A 17,480-nucleotide genomic window follows, 5' to 3' on the forward strand; every position below is an offset into this window, starting at 1 on the left:
TCCGCCGCTCGAAGCGAGGGCAATTTCTGAATAGCGAAGGGAAAACTCCCATGTCCACCGGACGAAGAATGTGGCGGCGGTTGGTCACCGCCGCCGTCGCCGGTTCGGTCGGCGCGCTCCTGCTCGGCGCACCGGCCCCGGTCGTCGCGGCCCCTGCGAACGTCGACGGCATGCCGGTCGACGACTACGTCGCGAAGCACGATCACCCCATGGGTTCTCAGATCGCCAGGCACGAAGGCGATCACTCCACACCGGCCACGAAGGCGCGGGCGTTGCAGCCGCAGGGCGTGAACGCCGACGGCGTTCAGGCACAGGCGACGGTGCCGGGCATCGACGTCAGCGGCTGGCAGAAGAACGTCGACTGGAACCACTGGTGGGGCCAGGGCAAGCGGTTCGCCTACGTCAAGGCCACCGAGGGCACCGGCTACGAGAACCCGTACTTCGCGCAGCAGTACAACGGCTCCTACAACGTCGGCATGATCCGTGGTGCATACCACTTCGCACTGCCTGACCGGTCGTCCGGCGCGGCGCAGGCGAACTTCTTCGTGGACAACGGCGGCGGCTGGTCCCGCGACGGCAAGACCCTGCCCGGCGCGCTGGACATGGAGTACAACCCCTACGGCGCCACCTGCTACGGCAAGAGCAAGTCGGCGATGGCCGCGTGGATCCGCGACTTCCACGACACCTACCACAACCGCACCGGCCGCTGGCCCGTCATCTACACCTCGACGAGCTGGTGGAACCAGTGCGTGGGCACCGCGCAGAGCTTCGGCAGCACCGTCCCGCTGTGGGTCGCGCGGTACTCGTCCTCCGTGGGCACCCTGCCCAACGGCTGGAACTTCCACACGTTCTGGCAGTACACCTCCAGCCCGATCGACCAGAACTCCTTCAACGGCGCCTACGACCGGCTGAAGGTGCTCGCCACCGGCTGAGCCGCGCTCGCGCCCGCGTGCGGCTGCCGTCCGGATCGCCACCGGACGGCAGCCCTCGCGTGCGGCCGCGCCGACCACCAGGCACAATGCGGCTCACGATGTGGGCTCTGGGGGAACCACACCTTCCACCGGCGCGTCTCATCACACCGAGCGCGCCGCGACGGGGAGCGCCGTGACGAGGGAAGGTTCCGCCATGACCTATCCACCCCAGCCTGGGCAGCCGGGTCAGCCCTACGGTCAGCAAGGCCAGTACGGGCAGGGCGGCTACTCCCACCAGGGCGCGTATCCGCAGTCCGGCCAGTTCCCGCAGCAGGGGGCGTACCCCCAGCAGGGCGCGTATCCGCAGCCGGGGCAGTTCCCGCAGCAGGGTGGCCAGTACCAGCAGTACGGCTACCCGCAGGGCGGCGGTGGGTTCGGCGCTCCGCCCGGCAGGAACAAGACCGGGCTGTGGATCGGGCTGTCCGCGGGCGCCGTCGTCGTGATCGTCTTCCTGATCACCGCGTTCCTCGCGCCGGGCTTCCTGCTCGGCGACGACGAGGACAGCGGCGGCAACGCAGGCGGCTCCGGCAGCGGCGATTCGGGTGCCGCCGCGCTCGCGCAACAGATCGTCGACGGTTTCAACAACCAGGACAGCTCGGCGCTCAGCGCGCTGAAGTGCGCGGACGCCGACCCGGACGTCGACGAGGTCATCCAGCTGGCAGGCACGGTGGACAGCGCGCAGCTCGGCAAGGTCCAGGAGTCCGGTTCGACGGCCACCGCGCAGGCGACCGTCGTCGCCGGCGGCCAGTCGATGGACACGACGGCCGAGCTCACCAAGAGCGGCGAGAAGTGGTGCTGGCAGAACCTGAGCATCGGCTCCGCCGCGGGCACCGGCTCGGGAGCGGAGTACCCGAGCGCCGACGCCTCGCCCGTGCCCTCACCGGGAGCGGCCGACGGTGAGGCGAGCGCGTTCATCGAGGAGTTCGTCAGCGCACTGAACAGTGGCGATTCCGCCACGGCCACCAGCATGGTCTGCACCAACGCCGTGGACTACGTCTCCGGCACGATCACCCAGGCCACCAGCGGCTCCGCGCAGCTGTCGGTCGGGACGGTCGCGGGGAGCAACGCCGTCGTGGAGGGCACGGTCGGCGGGCAGCCGGTGACCGGCTACCTGATGGTCACCGACCAGAGCGGCTACTGCGTCCTGGCCTTCACGCTGAGCTGAGCCCCCTCGCCGCGCGGGGGCGCATGATCAGGGCCGCGACGTGGTAGGTCACCGGCTCGGCCGAGTGGTTGGCGTAGGCGAGCGTGCTGTCGGCGGCGAGGTACACCGAGTCTCCCGCCCCCAGCACGATGACGCGCTCGCCGTCCACGGTCAGGGTGAGCGTGCCCGACTCGACTGCGATGAACTCGTGGGAGCCGGGCGCGTAGGCCGGGTACTCGCCGGGCACACAGCCGGGCGGCAGCGTGGAGCGGATCCACTCGAAGTTCACCCCCGGCACGACCGGGGTGAGGATCGTGCGCCGCCAGCCGCCCGGCTCGTCCACCACGTCCTGCTCGGCCGCCCTGCGCACGACCACGCGCTCGTCCTCCGGCTCCACGAGCAGCGTCGCGAGCGGGACACCGAGCCCGGTCGCGACCCGGTCGAGCACCACGACGGTGGGCGCCTTGTCGCCGCGCTCGACGGCGGAGAGCATGCTGACGCTCACCGCGGACTCCGCGGCGAGGTCCTGCAACGTCAGGCCCCGCTCGCGGCGGAGCCGCTGCACGCGCTGGCCGAGGGCGACGAGATCCATCTACACTATAGTAGTGACGAATTCCTCTATAGCGGAACCGGTGGTGGTGCGCGAGGCCGTGGTCGCCGACCTGTCCGCCATCACAGGGATCTACGCGCACTACGTCACCGCGAGCGTCGCGACGTTCGAGCTGGAGCCGCCGGACGAGGCGGAGTGGCGGCGGCGCTTCGCCGGCATCACCGGCGCGGGCCTGCCGTTCCTGGTCTCCGAGCAGGAGGGCCGCGTCGCCGGGTATGCCTACTGTTCGCCGTGGAAGCCGCGGCCCGCCTACCGGCAGACCGTGGAGGATTCGATCTATCTCGCCCCGTCGGCGCTGGGCCGCGGGCTCGGCGGCAGGCTGCTCGACGGCCTGCTCGGCAGGTGCTCCGCACTCGGCATCCGTGAGGTGATCGCCGTGGTCGCCGACTCCGGCGATCCCGCGTCGGCCGCGCTCCACCGGCGGCGTGGGTTCACCGACGCCGGACGGCTGCGCCGCGTCGGTTTCAAGCACGGCCGCTGGCTCGACACGGTGCTGCTCCAGCGCAGCCTGTGATCATCCGTCGCGTACATTCCGGGCACATGAATCGCGTTCGCATCGCGTTGAGGTCGCCGCTGTTCGGCACCATCGCCGGGGCCCTCGTCCTGGTGCTGTCCATCAGCATCTGGCTGCTCACCGACAGCAGGACCAGCCGCAGCGACGCGTTGCGGACCGGAGGGCTCGCGGGGGGCGCTCTCGTCGCCCTCTACGCGCTGTGGCTCAACGACCGGCGCCGCCGGGTCGAGGAGGCCAGGCAGGAGATCGAGCGGCAGCGGCACGAGCTGGAGACCGACCGCATCTCCGACGAACGCTTCGCCCGCTCCGTCGAACTGCTCGGCAACGACGCCGACCAGGTGCGGGTGGGCGCGCTGCACGCGCTCACCGGCCTGGCGCGGTCCAGGGCGGACTACACGCAGACCGTGCTCGACGTGCTCTGTGCCTACCTGCGCAGGCCGTTCAGCCACCCGCGCTGGCAGGAGGCGGGAGGTGAGCCGGACGCGGCGGCCGAACGGGAGCTCCAGGTGCGGCTCACGGCCCAGCGCCTCCTGCTCGACCTGCTACCCGAGGCCGGCAGCGGCGCGCCCGCCTACGACCTCGACCTCACCGGTGCGGCGGTGGAGTACCTGGACCTGTCCGGCCGCAGGCTCGGCACGGTGCTGCTGCGCTACGCGCGGCTGCACAGCAGCACCAACCTCAGCGACTGCGAGTTCACCGGCCCAGCCTGGTTCACGGCGGCGAGCACCGGCGAGGGCAGGCTCGCGGGCCAGTTCCTCTGCAGGCGTGCGACGTTTCACGGCCGGGCGTGGTTCAGCGGCACCGAGTTCGGCTCGCGCGCCGACTTCACGGGCACCACCTTCGCGGGCGAGACGAGCTTCCGCGGCGCCGTGTTCGCCGACGAGGCGCTGCTCGGCGAGACGGCGTTCACGAGCACGGCCGACCTGCGCAACGCCCGCTTCGACGGCTACGCCGACCTTCGCTGGGCCCGGGAGCCGCAGGCGGTGTCGCTGTACAACACGCTGATCGACCCGGACCGCGGCGCCGAGCTGCCGGACGGCTGGACCACCGAGGACCTCCCGGACGGCCGCACCCGGCTCACCGTCCCCGCGTCGTAAGAAGCTCCCCAATGCGGCATTCGCTCCACTGGATGGACCGAATGCCGCATTGGCTCCGTTGAGTGGAACAAATGTGGCATTGGGGAGCTTTGGACGGCGCTGGGTCAGGACTCGAACAGGGCGGGCAGGGTGCCCTCCCAGGCGGTGTGCAGTTCCTCGAGGCCGAAGCTGGCGACGTCCTGGATGTCCAGCGCGTTGGCGTCCGGGTCCACCACACCGGTCTTGCGCCACGGCAGTCCCCGCGCCGAGCACATCTCGGTGAACCGCAGCTCCTCGGTCCGCGGCACCGCCACCAGCACCCGGCCTGCCGACTCGGAGAACAGCTGCACGAACGGGTCGGCGTCGGGGTCGAGCAGAACCCTCGCCCCGCACTGACCGACCAGCGCCATCTCCACGAGGGCCTGCGCGAGACCACCATCGGAGAGGTCGTGCGCCGCCGAGATCATGCCGTCGCGCGAACCGGCGACGAGGATCTCCGCCAGCAGTCGCTCACGCGCCAGGTCCACCTCCGGCGGCAGGCCTCCGAGGTGGCCGTGGATGACGTGCGCCCACGCGGACCCGCCGAACTCGTCCCGCGTCTCGCCGAGCAGCAGCAGCGTCTCGCCCGCCTCGGCGCCGATGCCGGTGGGGATGCGCCGCCGCACGTCGTCGAGCACGCCGAGCACCCCCACCACGGGAGTGGGCAGGATCGCGGTGTCGCCGGTCTGGTTGTAGAAGCTGACGTTGCCGCCGGTCACCGGGACGCCCAGCTCGGCGCAGCCGTCGGCCAGGCCGTGCACGGCCCGCTCGAACTGCCACATCACCCCGGGGTCCTTGGGCGAGCCGAAGTTCAGGCAGTTGGTGACGGCCAGCGGCATGGCGCCGCTCGTCGCGACGTTGCGGTAGGCCTCGGCCAGCGCCAGCTGCGTGCCCCGGTACGGGTCGAGGTAGACGAACCGGCTGTTGCAGTCGGTGGCCACCGCCACACCGCGCCCGGTCGACTCGTCGATCCGGATCACCCCGGAGTCCGACGGCTGCGCGAGCACGGTGTTGCCGCGCACGTAGCGGTCGTACTGCTGCGTGACCCACTCCTTCGACGCGAGGTTCGGCGAGGAGACCAGCCGCAGCAGGGTGTCCCGCAGCTCGTCCGGAGTGGACGGACGGGGCAGCGCATCCGGGGTGTCGGCCTGCACCGCGTCCTGGGCCGCGGGGCGGGCGAACGGCCGGTCGTACACCGGGCCCTGGTGCGCCACCGTGCGCGGCGGAACGTCCACCACGGTCTCGCCGTGCCAGGTGATGACGAGGTGGTCGCCGTCGGTGACCTCGCCGATCTCGGTGGCGATCACGTCCCACTTGGCGCAGACCTTCATGAACTCGTCCACGTCGGACGGGGCGACCACCGCGCACATCCGCTCCTGCGACTCGCTGGAGAGGATCTCGGCAGGCGTCATGCCCGAGGCCCGCAGCGGCACCCGGTCGAGCTCCACCCGCATGCCGCCGTCGCCCGCGGCGGCCAGCTCGGACGTGGCACACGACAGGCCCGCGCCGCCGAGGTCCTGGATGCCGACCACGAGCCGCTTGTCGAACAGTTCCAGGCAGCACTCGATGAGCACCTTCTCGGTGAACGGGTCACCGACCTGCACGCTGGGCAGCTTCTTGCGGCCACCACTGGTCTCGTCGCCGGAGAAGGTGTCGCTCGCCAGCACGGACACCCCGCCGATGCCGTCGAGACCGGTCCGCGCACCGAACAGGATGATCTTGTTTCCGGTGCCCGAGGCGTGCGCGAGGTGCAGGTCCTCCTTGCGCATCGCTCCGACGCACAGCGCGTTGACGAGCGGGTTGCCCGCATAGCTCTCGTCGAACACCACCTCGCCGCCGATGTTGGGCAGGCCGAGGCAGTTGCCGTACCCGGCGATCCCGGCGACCACCCCGGGCAGCACGCGGCGCGTGTCGGGCGCGTCGGCGGGCCCGAACCGCAGCGGGTCGGCCACGGCGAGCGGCCGCGCGCCCATCGCGAGAATGTCCCGCACGATGCCGCCGACACCGGTCGCCGCACCCTGATAGGGCTCCACATAGGACGGATGGTTGTGACTTTCGACCTTGAACGTCACCGCCCAGCCGTCACCGACGTCCACGACACCGGCGTTCTCGCCGATACCGGCGAGCATCTTCGCCTTCATCTCGGCCGTGGTGGTCTTGCCGAAGTACGCGAGGTGCCGCTTGGACGACTTGTACGAGCAGTGCTCGCTCCACATCACCGAGTACATGGCCAGTTCGGCCTCGGTGGGCCTGCGGCCGAGGATGTCGCGGATGCGCTGGTACTCGTCGTCGGCGAGCCCGAGTTCGAGGTAGGGCTGCGGAAGGTCGGGGGTCTGCCCGGCGCGGGCGGTGGTGTCGATGACGGGGCTGTCGACGTCAGGTGAGGCCACGGCTCCAGGGTACGTGGCGAGCACGAGGGAAAATCGGTCGCCCCGCTGGTCAGGCGGCTCGTACGCTCGCTGTCATGCCTCATCGCAGCACTCTCGCCCCTGATTGACTCGGCGCACGCGGCCGGTTGACGCCGCCGCGTTTCCTCCTCGCCACGCTGCTGCGGCGGCCGTGGCTGCTGGCGGCCACCGCACTGTGCGGCGCGCTGTGGCTGGTGCCCGGCGCGCTCCTGCCGTTGGTGGCCGGTGAGGCCATCGACACCGGGATCGCCGGCGCGGACCCGGCCGCCCTGCTGTGGTCAGCCGCGCTGATCGGGCTGATCGGCATCGCGCAGGCCGCGTTCGGCGGCGCGCTCACCTTCCTCTCGCACGGGCTGTGGATGCACGGTGCGGCCGCGACGCAGAGCCAGGTCGCGGCGCACACGGCCCGGCTCGGCTCGGCACTGCGCGAGCAGGCGGACCCCGGCGAGGTGCTGGCCATCACGTCGTCGGACATCGACGCGGTCGGCAACGCCTACGAGGTACTGGGCAGGCTCGCCGGCTCCGTTGTGGCGTTCCTCACGGTCGGCATCGCGCTGCTGTCGTCGTCACCGCTGCTGGGTGCGGTGGCACTGGCCGGTGTTCCGCTCGCCGCCGCGGCCATGGGTCCCCTCATCGCACCACTGCAGCGCAGGAACGAGGCCCAGCGCGAGCAACTGTCCGCGGTCAACGCACTGGGCTCCGACATCGTGTCGGGCCTGCGCGTGCTCCGCGGGGTCGGTGGCGAGCGGCAGTTCCTCGCGCGGTTCCGGGCCGCGAGCCAGCGGGTGCGGCGCACCGGCGTGGACGTGGCCCGCAGCGAGTCGTGGCTGGCCGGTGCCGAGGTCCTGCTGCCGGGCCTGGTCACGATCGCCATCACGTGGCTCGGCGCGCGGCTGGCCGCCTCGGGCGCCATCAGCGTGGGTGAGCTCGTGGCCTTCTACGGTGCGTCGGCGTTCCTGGTGATCCCGGTGAGCACGGCCACCGAAAGCGCCGGCCTGTGGTCCGCGGCGCTGGCGTCGGCCAGGAAGGTGAGCCGGGTGCTGAACCTGCGCCCGGTGCTGGCCGAGCCGGAGTCACCGCTGGCGCTGCCCGCCGGTCCGCTGGAGCCGCACGACGCCGAGACCGGGTTCACCGCCGTGGCCGGCAAGCTCACCGTGGTGGACGCGGGATCCGGCGCCGAGGCGCTGGCCGCGCGGCTCGCCAGGTTCGCCGACGGCAGCCACCCGGTGCTGCTGTCGGGCGTGCCCGTGGACCGGGTCGCGCTGGCCGAGTTGCGCACGCGGGTCGTGTACGCGCACAACCAGGACGTCTGGTTCTCCGGCGTGCTCGGTGCCGAGGTGGCGCCCGACCGGCCGAGCACGGTGGACGTCGGCACGGCGTTGTGGGCCGCCGACGCCGGGGACATCGTCGCGGCGCTGCCCGGCGGGGTGGACGAGCTGGTCGGCGAGCGCGGCAGGGAGGTCTCCGGCGGCCAGCGACAGCGCCTCTGCCTGGCCAGGGCGCTGGCCACCGACGCCGACGTGCTCATTCTCGACGAGCCGACGTCCGCGGTGGACGCGCACACCGAGGCCCGCATCGGCGAGCGCGTCGCGGCCCTGCGGCGCGGAAGGACGACCGTCGTGTTCAGCCAGAGCCCGCTGTGGGCGGCGGTCGCGGACGAGGTGGTGACCCCGTGCAGCTGAGACTGCCACTGGCGACCAGGGGACAGGCCCGCGCGTGGGCGCGGCTGACCTGGCGTGAGAACCGCCGCGACTTCCTGCGGGTGATCGTGTTGTTCGGGGCGGCCACGCTCGCCGGGCTTGCCGGGCCGCAGCTGCTCGGCTACCTGGTGGACGAGGTCACCGCGGGCACCGGCACGCTCGGCATCGACGTGCTCGCGCTCGCGTTCGTCGCGGTGCTGCTCATCCAGGCCGTGCTCAAACGGGCCGCACGGGTGCGTGCCGGCGTGCTCGGCGAGCGGGTGCTGGCCCGCACGCGCGAGGGCTTCGTCGCCGACGCGCTGCGCCTGCCGCTGGGCACGGTGGAGGCCGCGGGCACCGGTGACCTGCTCAGCAGGGCCACGTCGGACATCGACCGCATCGACAACGCCACCCGCAACGCGGCTCCGGAGATCACGATCGCGGCCATCACCGTGCTGCTCACGGTGGCGGCGATGATCGTGACGTCGCCGCTGCTCGCGCTCGGGTTGCTGGTGGCGGTGCCGGTGCTCCTGCTGCCCACGCGGTGGTACTGGCGGCGTTCGCCGTCGGCGATCGAGCGGATGCTGTCCGCATGGTCGGGCGTGCAGTCCGGCACCCACGAGACCATCGAGGGCGCCCGCACCGCCGAGGCGCTGGGGCTGACCGGGCGGCGCATCCACAGGGGCGAGTCAGCGCTGCGGGACGCGGTCGCCGGGGAACGCGCACTGCGCAGGCTGCAACTGCGCTGGGTGCCGTTCCTGGAGCTGTCCCACGCGCTGCCGGTGGCCGCGGCGCTGCTGCTCGGCGGCTGGGCCTACGGGCGGGGCCTCGTCGAGCTGGGCACGATCACCACGATTGTGCTCTACCTGCAGGCGCTGGCGGCCCCGCTGGACGAGCTGCTGTGGTGGGTGGAGGACCTCGCGGTGTCCGGCACAGCCGTGCGGCGGGTGCTGGGCGTCCGGCTGCCGCCCTCTCCGAAGACCGGGCGGCCGCCGCGCGGCAGGGACATCGTGCTGCGCGACGTGCGCTTCGCCTACGACCAGGGCAGGGAGGTGCTGCACGGCATCGACCTGCGCGTGCCCCGTGGCCAGCGGCTGGCCGTGGTCGGACCGTCGGGCGCGGGCAAGTCGACGCTGGGCAGGTTACTGGCGGGCATCGCGGCGCCCACGCACGGCTCGGTGACCATCGGCGGCGCGGAGGTGTCCGGCCTGCCGGATGACGTGCTGCGTGGCGAGGTGCTGCTGCTCACCCAGGAGCAGCACGTGTTCACGGGCACCCTGCGGGAGAACCTGACGCTGCCGGGTGAGGGCAGCTGGACCGACGGGGAACTGCTGGCCGCGCTGGAGGCGGCCGGGGCGCGGGCCTGGGCCGGGACCCTGCCCGAGGGCCTGGACACCCGGCTGGGCAGCGGCGCACACCAGGTGCCCGCGGCGATGGCGCAGCAGCTGGCGCTGGCCAGGGTGGTGCTCGCCGACCCGCACACGCTGGTGCTGGACGAGGCGACGTCACTGCTGGACGTCTCGTCGGCGCGGCAGCTGGAGCGCACGCTGGCGCGGGTGCTGTCCGGCCGGACGGTGATCGCCATCGCCCACCGCCTGCACACCGCGGCGGCGGCCGACCGCGTCGCGGTGGTGGAGGACGGGCGAATCACCGAGCTGGGCAGCCACGCCGAGCTGCTGGCCAGGCACGGCTCGTACGCCAGGCTGGTGCGCGCGGCGGAAGCCGGGTCCGCGGGGTAGTCAGCCCGCGGTGGCCAGCGGCTTGAGCGCGTCGAGCGCGGAGTAGAACACGCCGAGGCCGTCGTCGGAGGGGCCGGTGAGCGCGTCGATGGCGTGCTCCGGGTGCGGCATCAGCCCCACGACGCGGCCGTCGGCGCTGCAGATGCCCGCGATGTCGTTGCGGGAGCCGTTCGGGTTGCCGCCCACGTAGCGGAACACGACACGACCCTCGCCCTCGAGCGCGTCGAGGGTGGCCTGGTCGGCGACGTAGCCGCCCTCGCCGGACTTGAGCGGGATCAGCACCTCGGCGCCCGCGTCGTAGCGGGTGCTCCACGCGGTGGTGTTGTTCTCGACGCGCAGCCACTGGTCGCGGCAGACGAAGTGCAGCTTCTCGTTGCGCACGAGCGCGCCGGGCAGCAGGCCCGCCTCGCACAGGATCTGGAAGCCGTTGCAGATGCCCAGCACCGGAAGGCCCCCGCGGGCGGCCTCCACCACCGAGCCCATCACGGGCGCGAACCGGGCGATGGCGCCGCAGCGCAGGTAGTCGCCGTAGGAGAAGCCGCCGGGCACGATGACGGCGTCGACGCCCTTGAGGTCGGCGTCGGCGTGCCAGAGCGACACGGGCTCGGCGTCGGAGTACGACACGGCGCGCGCGGCGTCGACGTCGTCGAGGGTGCCGGGGAAGGTGATGACGCCGATGCGGGGGCTCACTGCTCGACCCTCCGCACCGTCCAGTCCTCGATCACCGGGTTGGCGAGGAAGCCCTCGGCGATCTTGGCGAGCGTCTCGTCGTCGACGGAGTCGTCGACCTCCAGCTCGAAGTGTTTACCCTGGCGCACCTCGGTGACGCCGTGGAAGCCGAGGCGCGGGAGTGCGCCGGCGACCGCCTGACCCTGGGGGTCGAGGATCTCGGGTTTGGGCATGACGTCGACGACTACTCGGGCCACGACAGGCTGCTCCTAGATTTCCGCAGGTCGATGCCCATTCAGCGTAGCTCAGGGGCCGAGAGGCCCCCGACACCCCTCGGCCCCTGTGAGCCACACTTCACCAGCTCTATACATCCGTAGGACGTGCAACTATTCCCGCGCGTTGCGCCGGAAAGGCCGATTCGCCGGATTGGCCCAACGCTGCTCAGTACCAGTGACCCTGCGCCATGGGCGGGGCGCCGACTCGCCTGCGCATGGCCCGGCCCGTGATCGGCAGGACCGCGATGACCAGCGGGACGAGCCACAACAACAGCGCGAGGATCGGCAGGCCGACGTAGTCGCCGCCACCGTCGGTAGAGGCCAGGTCGATGATCGCGTAGACGTAGTAGCCCACGGCGATGCCGGCGAGCGCGGCCAGGACCCAGCGCACGAAGCCGACGCGGGCGAACTCCAGCGCGACGAACAGCAAGGTCACCGAGGGGTAGATCATGCTCAGCGTGATCGCGAAGTCGACGTTGCCGGTCAGGTCGTCGGAGAACGCCACGCCCAGCACCGACACGGCGGCGTCGACGTTGTCCGGGGTGATGCCGTCCCAGGTCATGATCGCCACGATGTAGGTGAACGCGATCGCGGGCAGGAAGAACGCGGCCGAGACGAAAGCCATCACCGGGCTCGCCTGCCGAGGGGGCCCGAACGGCCCGTATCCGGGCGGCGGTGCTCCGTAGCCACCCTGCGGATAGCCGGGCGGCGGGCCGTACGGCTGCTGCCCGTAGGGAGCCTGCTGGTACGGCTGCTGCTGCGGGTACCAACCCGGGTTCGGCTGGCTCATCGGGCTCCCCCCACCTGTGCTGACGACCGGCACCGGCGGCGTGCGCCGGTGCCGGGTCGTTCATAGCACGTGGCCTACCGGGTTGCGAGGGGTTCGGTGGCGTCCGCGCCATCGGGGCCGTCCGCGTCGGCCGCGCCGCCCCTCGTCAGCACGCGGCGCAGGCCGAAGGCGCCGAACACGCCGAGCACGGACACGACGATGAGGAACACCAGGCCCGTCAGCGCCGACCCGGTGCTGTCCACCACCGCGGCGATGCCCATCGGGCCGAAGCCGCCGCCGAGGTTGCCGATGCCGTTGATCACGCCGATCCCGGCCGCGGCCGCGGCGCCGGTGAGGAACCTGGGCACCAGCCCCCACATCACCGGCTGCGCCGCGAACCCGCCGACCGAGGCGACGCAGATGCCGATCATCTGCAGCCACGGTGAGCCGGCCACGGCCGCGACGGCGAAGCCCGCCGCCGAGAGGCCGAGCATGAGCGCGAGCCAGCCGAAGGGACTGCCGTGCCGCTTCGCCAGCCGGGGCACGACGAGCAGGCCCGCCATCACGCACACGTACGGGACCGCCGACAGCGCGCCGACCGCGAGCCCGGACAGTTCACCGAAGCCGTCCACGATGGTCGGCAGCCAGAACGCCAGGCCGTACGTGGCGAGCGGGAAGCACAGGAAGAACAGCGCGAGCGAGAGCACCCTGCGGTCGCGCAGCACCGTCCACGGGTTGCGCGGCTGCTCGCCTGCCTCGGCGGCCTCGGCGTCGAGCCGCGTGGTGAGCCACTGCCGCTCGGCCGCGGTCAGCCACGAGGCCGACGCCGGGTCCTTCGGCAGCAGCCACAGCACGACGGGCGCGACGAGGACGGCGGGCACACCGGTCGCGATGAAGATCCACTGCCAGCCCTCGAGGCCCCACACGCCGTGCAGGTCGTTGAGCGCGCCCATCAGCGGGTTGCCGACGATGAACGAGATGGGCCCCGCGAGCATGAACATGCCGATCGCCGCGCCGCGATGGGTGGAGGGGAACCAGCGCGTCAGGTAGTAGATGACGCCGGGGAAGAAGCCGGCCTCGGCCGCGCCGAGCAGGAACCGCGCGAGATAGAACTGCCAGGTCGTCTCGACCAGCGCGGTGGCCACGGTGACCAGACCCCACGTGACCATGATTCTGGCGATCCAGCGGTGGGCGCCGAACCGGTGCAGCGCCAGGTTGCTCGGCACCTCGAGCAGCGCGTAGGCGACGAAGAAGAAGACCTGGCCCGCGGTGAAGACCGTGGCCGAGAGGCCGAGTTCCTCCTGCAGGGTCAGCTTCGCGAAGCCCACGTTGGACCGGTCGATGTAGGCGATGACGTAGAGCAGAGCCAGCAGCGGGAGCAGCCGCAGCGTGATCTTCCGGATCGTCGCGCGGGAAGTGTCCGGTTCCAAAGTACGACTCCGTTGTCTCGTCCGATATTTCGGACGCCATCCGTGATTACGTTCGTCGGCGAAGACTAAGCGCGACCCCTTGGCCTGTCAACGATCTTGTGGCGCGACCCCGGGCGGGCCTTGACCGGCCCTTCACGGTTCTCTACCGTCGTCTGCGATAACGAATGCTTTTCGATATTTCGAACAGGACGGTGGGTTCAGTGGAACGGACGCGGGCCTTCCTGCGCTCGCTGGGGTTGCCGGAGCGCGATCCGGGCGAGCTGCCGGCCAGCACCAAACGCTTCCCCGACGGCGCGCAGTACCGCGTGGAGATCCCCAGCGTCGAGGGCGTCGAGGCGATGGAGGCCGTCTACAGCGAGGCCGACGCGCGCGGCGTCGTCGTGCACCGCCTCTCGCAGGGCAGCGGCGGCATGCTGCACACCGAGCGGGAACTGTCCGTCATGGCGGGCCTCGCCGCAGCCCGCGGCGTCGAACTGAGCCTGTTCGCCAGGCCGGTCGCGGCGTGGGACACCGGCGCGGGCGCGGGCGCGCCCGGCGGCGGCCCGCTCGCCGCGCAGGCGCGGGGCACCGAGCAACTCGTGCACGTGCTGGAGGACATCCGGCGCACCGCGGAGTCCGGAATCCGCAGCGTGCTCGTCACCGACCTCGGCGTGCTGTCGGTGGCCGAGCGCATGCGGCAGGCCGGGGAGCTGCCCGCCGACCTGCAGTTCAAGGTCAGCGTGCAGATGGGTCTCGCCAACCCCGCCGCCGTCCGGCTCGCCGAGCAGACCGGCGCGAGCACCTACAACGTGCCCACCGACCTCTCGCTCGCGCAGCTCGCCGCCATCCGCGCGGCCGTGGACGTTCCGCTGGACATCTACGTCGAGTCGCCCGACGACCTCGGCGGTTTCGTGCGGCACTTCGAGATCGCCGAGATCGTGCGGGTCGCCGCGCCCGTCTACCTGAAGTTCGGGCTGCGCAACGCGCCCAACATCTACCCCAGCGGCAGCCACCTCACCGGCACGGCCGTGAGCCTGAGCCGGGAGCGGGTCCGCCGCGCCGAGATCGGCCTCGAGCTGCTGGCGCGCTACGCGCCGGACGCCGTGGCCTCCACCCTGCCCGCCGAAGGGCTCGCCGTGCCCGTCAAGGACCTGAGGAGCACCGTATGAAGATCACCGACGTCGAGACGTTCGTCCTCGGCACGCCGTGGCGCGACCTGACGTTCGTCCGCCTGCACACCGACGAGGGCATCACGGGTGTCGGCGAGACCCGCATGCTCGGCCACACCGAGGCGCTGCGCGGCTACCTCGCCGAGGCCGTTCCCCGGCACGTCACCGGCGCCGACCCGTTCGACATCGAGTCGCTCGTGCAGCGTATGAAGCGCGGCGACTACGGCAGGCCCGGCGAGATCATGATGTCCGGCATCGCGTGCGTCGAGATGGCCTGCTGGGACATCGTCGGCAAGGCGCTGGGCCAGCCGGTGTGGCGGCTGCTCGGCGGCAAGGTCCGCGACCGGGTGAAGGCCTACGCCAACGGCTGGTACACCGTCGAGCGCACGCCCGAGGAGTTCCACGCCGCCGCGAGGCGGGTCGTGGAGCGCGGCTACCGGGCGCTGAAGTTCGACCCGTTCGGCCCCGGCCAGTGGGAGCTGGAGCCCGAGGAGCGGCGCCGGTCGATCGACCTCGTCGCCGCCGTGCGCGACGCCGTCGGCCCCGACGTGGAGATCCTGGTCGAGATGCACGGCCGGTTCGCGCCCGCCGAGGCGGTGCGCATCGCGAACTCCCTCGCCGAGTTCGACCCGAGCTGGCTGGAGGAGCCGGTGCCGCCGGAGAACCTCAAGGCGCTGGCCAAGGTCGCCGAGCACGTGCGGCACCCCGTCGCCACGGGCGAGCGCATCCACGAGCGCGCGGAGTTCCGTGAGCTGTTCGAGCTGCAGGCCGCCGACATCATCCAGCCCGACATCGGCCACCTCGGCGGCCTTCTGGAGACCCGCAAGCTCGCCGCCACCGCCGAGACACACTTCGTGCTCGTGGCGCCCCACAACGTCGGCGGGCCCGTGCTCACCACCGCGAACCTGCACCTGGCGGCGTGCACGCCGAACTTCAAGATCCAGGAGCACTTCAACGACTTCGCCGACGAGCACGTCAAGCGCGCGGCGCCGGGCATGCCGGAGGTGGTCGACGGCTACTTCGCTCTGCCGACCGCGCCGGGTCTCGGGGTGGAGCTGGACACCGACTTCATCGCCGAGCACCCGTTCCAGGCGGCGCGCTTCGACCTGTTCGCGGAGGACTGGCAGTTCCGTGGCACGAAGGGGGTTGCCCGTGATCGCTGAGGTGCTGGCAGCGGCCGAGACGGCGGCACGGCCGTGGGCGAAGCTGCCGCTCGAGCGGCGCGCGGCCGCGCTGGACGCCGTCGCCGACGCGCTCGACGGCGCGGCAGGCGAGCTGGTTCCACTGGCGCAGCAGGAAAGCCACCTGCCGGAGGCGCGGTTGCGGGGCGAGCTGGGGCGCACGACGTTCCAGCTGCGGCTGTTCGCGCGGCAGGTGCGGGAGGGCTTCGAGGTGATCGCCGACGAGGCGGACCCGGACTGGCCGGTGGGCCCGAGGCCCGCGCTGCGCCGGGTGCTGGTGCCGCTGGGCCCGGTGGTGGTGTTCGCGGCGTCGAACTTCCCGTTCGCGTTCTCGGTGGCGGGCGGCGACACCGCCTCGGCGCTCGCGGCGGGCTGCCCCGTGGCGGTCAAGGCGCATCCGGGACACCCACGGCTGTCGGACGCCACCGGCGAGATCGTCGCCCGCGCGCTGACGGGTGCGGGTGCGCCGGAGGGCACGTTCGCCGTGTTCCACGGTGACGAGGCCGGCCGCGACGCCGTGCTGGACCCGCGCGTGAAGGCGGTGGCGTTCACCGGCTCGCTGCGGGGCGGGCGGGCCCTGTTCGACCTGGCGATGTCGCGGCCGGAGCCGATCCCGTTCTACGGCGAGCTGGGCAGCGTCAACCCGGTGTTCGTAACCCCTGCCGCCGCCGAGGCGCGGGCCGGGGAGATCGCCTCCGGATACGTGGACTCCTTCACGATGGGCGCGGGCCAGTTCTGCACGAAGCCGGGCCTGCTGGTGGTGCCGTCGGAGTCCGGGCTCGCCGAGGCTGCCGCCGAGCGGGTGCGCGCCAAGGCGGCGGCGCCGTTGCTGAACGAGCGGATCGCCACCGGCTACACCGCCGGGCTCGGCAGGCTCACCGGCCACGCCGACGTCCGGGTGCTCGTGCGCGGCGCGGAGACGGAGGACGGCCCGGCGCCGACCCTGCTGGCCACCACGGCGTCGGCGCTGCTGGAGCACGGCGACGAGCTGGGCGCCGAGTGCTTCGGCCCGGTGTCGCTGGTGGTGCGCTACGACGACGAGGAGCAGTTGCTGGCCGTCGCGCGGTCGCTGGAGGGCCAGCTCACCGGCACCGTGCACGGCGAGGAGTCCGACGCCGTGGCGCCGTCACTGCTGGAGGAGCTGGCGGCCAGGGCGGGCCGGGTGCTGTGGAACGGCTGGCCCACCGGGGTGTCGGTGACCCACGCGATGCACCACGGCGGGCCGTACCCGGCGACGACGTCGCCGCTGCACACGTCCGTGGGCACCACCGCCACCGCGCGGTTCCTGCGCCCGGTGGCCTTCCAGAACGTCCCGAAGCAGTTAATGCCGGTGTGACGCCGTCGCCGCGTCGGCCTGTTCGAGCAGCGCCAGCAATGTCTGGCGCTGCTCGGCGGTCAGCGAGGCGAACAGGTCCTCGGCGGCGCCGACCCGAGCCTGGTACATCCGAGTGCGCATGGCCGTGCCCTCGTCGGTGAGTTCGAGCAACGTCGAGCGCCGGTTGTGCGGGTCGATCCTGCGGCGGACGAGCCCGGCCTCCTCCAGCGCGTCGACGATCGGGGTCACCGCGCGCGGCACCACACCGAGGCGTTCGGCCAGCTCGGCCATCCTGGGCGGCTGATCGCACCGGCCGAGCACGCTCAGCGCCCGCGCCTGGGCCGGCGTCAGCCCGAGCGGGGTGAGTCGCTCCACCTGCAGCACGTGTGTACGGCGCGCCAGGCGCATGAACAACTCACCGAGACGGCCTTCGCCTTCGTCCACGGTCACGCGTCCAGCATAGCAGAGTCTAGGTAATTGTGAACTTAGGTAATTAAGAGCTATACTCGGTGT

Annotated in this window: 16 protein-coding genes; 9 read left to right on the forward strand and 7 right to left on the reverse strand. The window is 72.0% G+C overall.

Going from position 1 to position 17,480, the window contains the following annotated elements; translation table 11 throughout:
• The first annotated feature begins 50 nt into the window (after nt 1-50).
• Both BAY60_RS04195 and BAY60_RS04200 read left to right on the forward strand, forming a co-directional pair.
• A complete protein-coding gene (locus BAY60_RS04195) occupies nt 51-932 on the forward strand; it encodes a lysozyme (RefSeq protein WP_112279478.1) in 882 nt (293 codons plus the stop codon).
• Nucleotides 933-1,125: 193 nt separating this feature from the next.
• The gene (locus BAY60_RS04200; RefSeq protein ID WP_112279479.1) at nt 1,126-2,136 is read left to right on the forward strand and encodes a hypothetical protein; all 1,011 of its coding nucleotides are present in this window, start codon (nt 1,126-1,128) and stop codon (nt 2,134-2,136) included.
• Here BAY60_RS04200 and BAY60_RS04205 read toward each other — a convergent pair.
• Nucleotides 2,123-2,707, reverse strand: coding sequence for a helix-turn-helix domain-containing protein (locus BAY60_RS04205; RefSeq protein WP_112279480.1), 585 nt, complete (start codon nt 2,705-2,707; stop codon nt 2,123-2,125). The genes BAY60_RS04200 and BAY60_RS04205 overlap by 14 nt on opposite strands.
• A gap of 13 nt (nt 2,708-2,720) precedes the next feature.
• Here BAY60_RS04205 and BAY60_RS04210 point away from each other — a divergent pair, with 13 nt between their 5' ends.
• Together BAY60_RS04210 and BAY60_RS04215 are read left to right on the forward strand one after the other, a co-directional pair.
• Nucleotides 2,721-3,239: a GNAT family N-acetyltransferase gene (locus BAY60_RS04210; protein ID WP_425466442.1), complete on the forward strand. Its 519-nt coding sequence runs from the start codon at nt 2,721-2,723 to the stop codon at nt 3,237-3,239.
• 26 nt (nt 3,240-3,265) lie between these two features.
• Nucleotides 3,266-4,336 carry a pentapeptide repeat-containing protein gene (locus BAY60_RS04215; protein WP_112279482.1) on the forward strand — a complete coding sequence of 357 codons (1,071 nt, stop codon included), beginning with the start codon at nt 3,266-3,268 and terminating at the stop codon, nt 4,334-4,336.
• A gap of 104 nt (nt 4,337-4,440) precedes the next feature.
• Here the strand turns inward: BAY60_RS04215 and purL are convergent, their stop codons facing one another.
• Complete coding sequence (gene purL, locus BAY60_RS04220) at nt 4,441-6,744, reverse strand: phosphoribosylformylglycinamidine synthase subunit PurL (RefSeq protein WP_112280701.1); 2,304 nt, start codon at nt 6,742-6,744, stop codon at nt 4,441-4,443.
• A gap of 125 nt (nt 6,745-6,869) precedes the next feature.
• On the opposite strand from purL, the gene BAY60_RS04225 reads away from it, so the two are divergent.
• Nucleotides 6,870-8,444: an ABC transporter ATP-binding protein gene (locus tag BAY60_RS04225; protein WP_112279483.1), complete on the forward strand. Its 1,575-nt coding sequence runs from the start codon at nt 6,870-6,872 to the stop codon at nt 8,442-8,444.
• On the forward strand, nt 8,435-10,180 hold the full coding sequence (locus BAY60_RS04230; protein ID WP_112279484.1) for an ABC transporter ATP-binding protein: 1,746 nt from the start codon (nt 8,435-8,437) through the stop codon (nt 10,178-10,180). Before BAY60_RS04225 ends, BAY60_RS04230 begins: the two co-directional genes overlap by 10 nt.
• Here the strand turns inward: BAY60_RS04230 and purQ are convergent, their stop codons facing one another.
• From purQ to BAY60_RS04250, 4 genes are all read right to left on the reverse strand, one after another.
• Nucleotides 10,181-10,870 carry a phosphoribosylformylglycinamidine synthase subunit PurQ gene (gene purQ, locus BAY60_RS04235; protein ID WP_112279485.1) on the reverse strand — a complete coding sequence of 230 codons (690 nt, stop codon included), beginning with the start codon at nt 10,868-10,870 and terminating at the stop codon, nt 10,181-10,183.
• On the reverse strand, nt 10,867-11,106 hold the full coding sequence (gene purS / locus BAY60_RS04240; RefSeq protein WP_112279486.1) for a phosphoribosylformylglycinamidine synthase subunit PurS: 240 nt from the start codon (nt 11,104-11,106) through the stop codon (nt 10,867-10,869). Before purS ends, purQ begins: the two co-directional genes overlap by 4 nt.
• 184 nt (nt 11,107-11,290) lie before the next feature.
• The gene (locus tag BAY60_RS04245; RefSeq protein ID WP_112279487.1) at nt 11,291-11,914 is read right to left on the reverse strand and encodes a hypothetical protein; all 624 of its coding nucleotides are present in this window, start codon (nt 11,912-11,914) and stop codon (nt 11,291-11,293) included.
• Between the two features lie 74 nt (nt 11,915-11,988).
• A complete protein-coding gene (locus tag BAY60_RS04250) occupies nt 11,989-13,323 on the reverse strand; it encodes an MFS transporter (RefSeq protein WP_112279488.1) in 1,335 nt (444 codons plus the stop codon).
• 200 nt (nt 13,324-13,523) lie between these two features.
• Between BAY60_RS04250 and BAY60_RS04255 the strand changes: the two genes are divergently transcribed.
• Genes BAY60_RS04255 through BAY60_RS04265 form a run of 3 tightly spaced genes read left to right on the forward strand, consistent with a single transcriptional unit; the run spans nt 13,524 to nt 16,988 of the window.
• On the forward strand, nt 13,524-14,471 hold the full coding sequence (locus BAY60_RS04255; protein WP_112279489.1) for a U32 family peptidase: 948 nt from the start codon (nt 13,524-13,526) through the stop codon (nt 14,469-14,471).
• Nucleotides 14,468-15,634, forward strand: coding sequence for a mandelate racemase/muconate lactonizing enzyme family protein (locus BAY60_RS04260; RefSeq protein ID WP_112279490.1), 1,167 nt, complete (start codon nt 14,468-14,470; stop codon nt 15,632-15,634). Before BAY60_RS04255 ends, BAY60_RS04260 begins: the two co-directional genes overlap by 4 nt.
• Complete coding sequence (locus BAY60_RS04265; RefSeq protein ID WP_245992314.1) at nt 15,624-16,988, forward strand: aldehyde dehydrogenase (NADP(+)); 1,365 nt, start codon at nt 15,624-15,626, stop codon at nt 16,986-16,988. Before BAY60_RS04260 ends, BAY60_RS04265 begins: the two co-directional genes overlap by 11 nt.
• Here BAY60_RS04265 and BAY60_RS04270 read toward each other — a convergent pair.
• Nucleotides 16,974-17,417 (reverse strand): MarR family winged helix-turn-helix transcriptional regulator, encoded by a 444-nt coding sequence (locus BAY60_RS04270; protein WP_245992315.1) that lies wholly within the window; start codon nt 17,415-17,417, stop codon nt 16,974-16,976. The two genes, BAY60_RS04265 and BAY60_RS04270, sit on opposite strands and share 15 nt — an antisense overlap.
• Nucleotides 17,418-17,480: the final 63 nt, after the last annotated feature.

Origin of the sequence: Prauserella muralis, from assembly GCF_003202285.1 — a bacterium.
Taxonomy (GTDB): Bacteria; Actinomycetota; Actinomycetes; order Mycobacteriales; family Pseudonocardiaceae; genus Prauserella_B; species Prauserella_B muralis.

Coding starts and splice junctions, on each gene's coding strand:
- BAY60_RS04195 (WP_112279478.1), top strand. CDS start 51: ATGTCCACCGGACGAAGAATGTGGCGGCGGTTGGTCACCGCCGCCGTC.
- BAY60_RS04200 (WP_112279479.1), top strand. CDS start 1,126: ATGACCTATCCACCCCAGCCTGGGCAGCCGGGTCAGCCCTACGGTCAG.
- BAY60_RS04205 (WP_112279480.1), bottom strand. CDS start 2,707: ATGGATCTCGTCGCCCTCGGCCAGCGCGTGCAGCGGCTCCGCCGCGAG.
- BAY60_RS04215 (WP_112279482.1), top strand. CDS start 3,266: ATGAATCGCGTTCGCATCGCGTTGAGGTCGCCGCTGTTCGGCACCATC.
- BAY60_RS04245 (WP_112279487.1), bottom strand. CDS start 11,914: ATGAGCCAGCCGAACCCGGGTTGGTACCCGCAGCAGCAGCCGTACCAG.
- BAY60_RS04260 (WP_112279490.1), top strand. CDS start 14,468: ATGAAGATCACCGACGTCGAGACGTTCGTCCTCGGCACGCCGTGGCGC.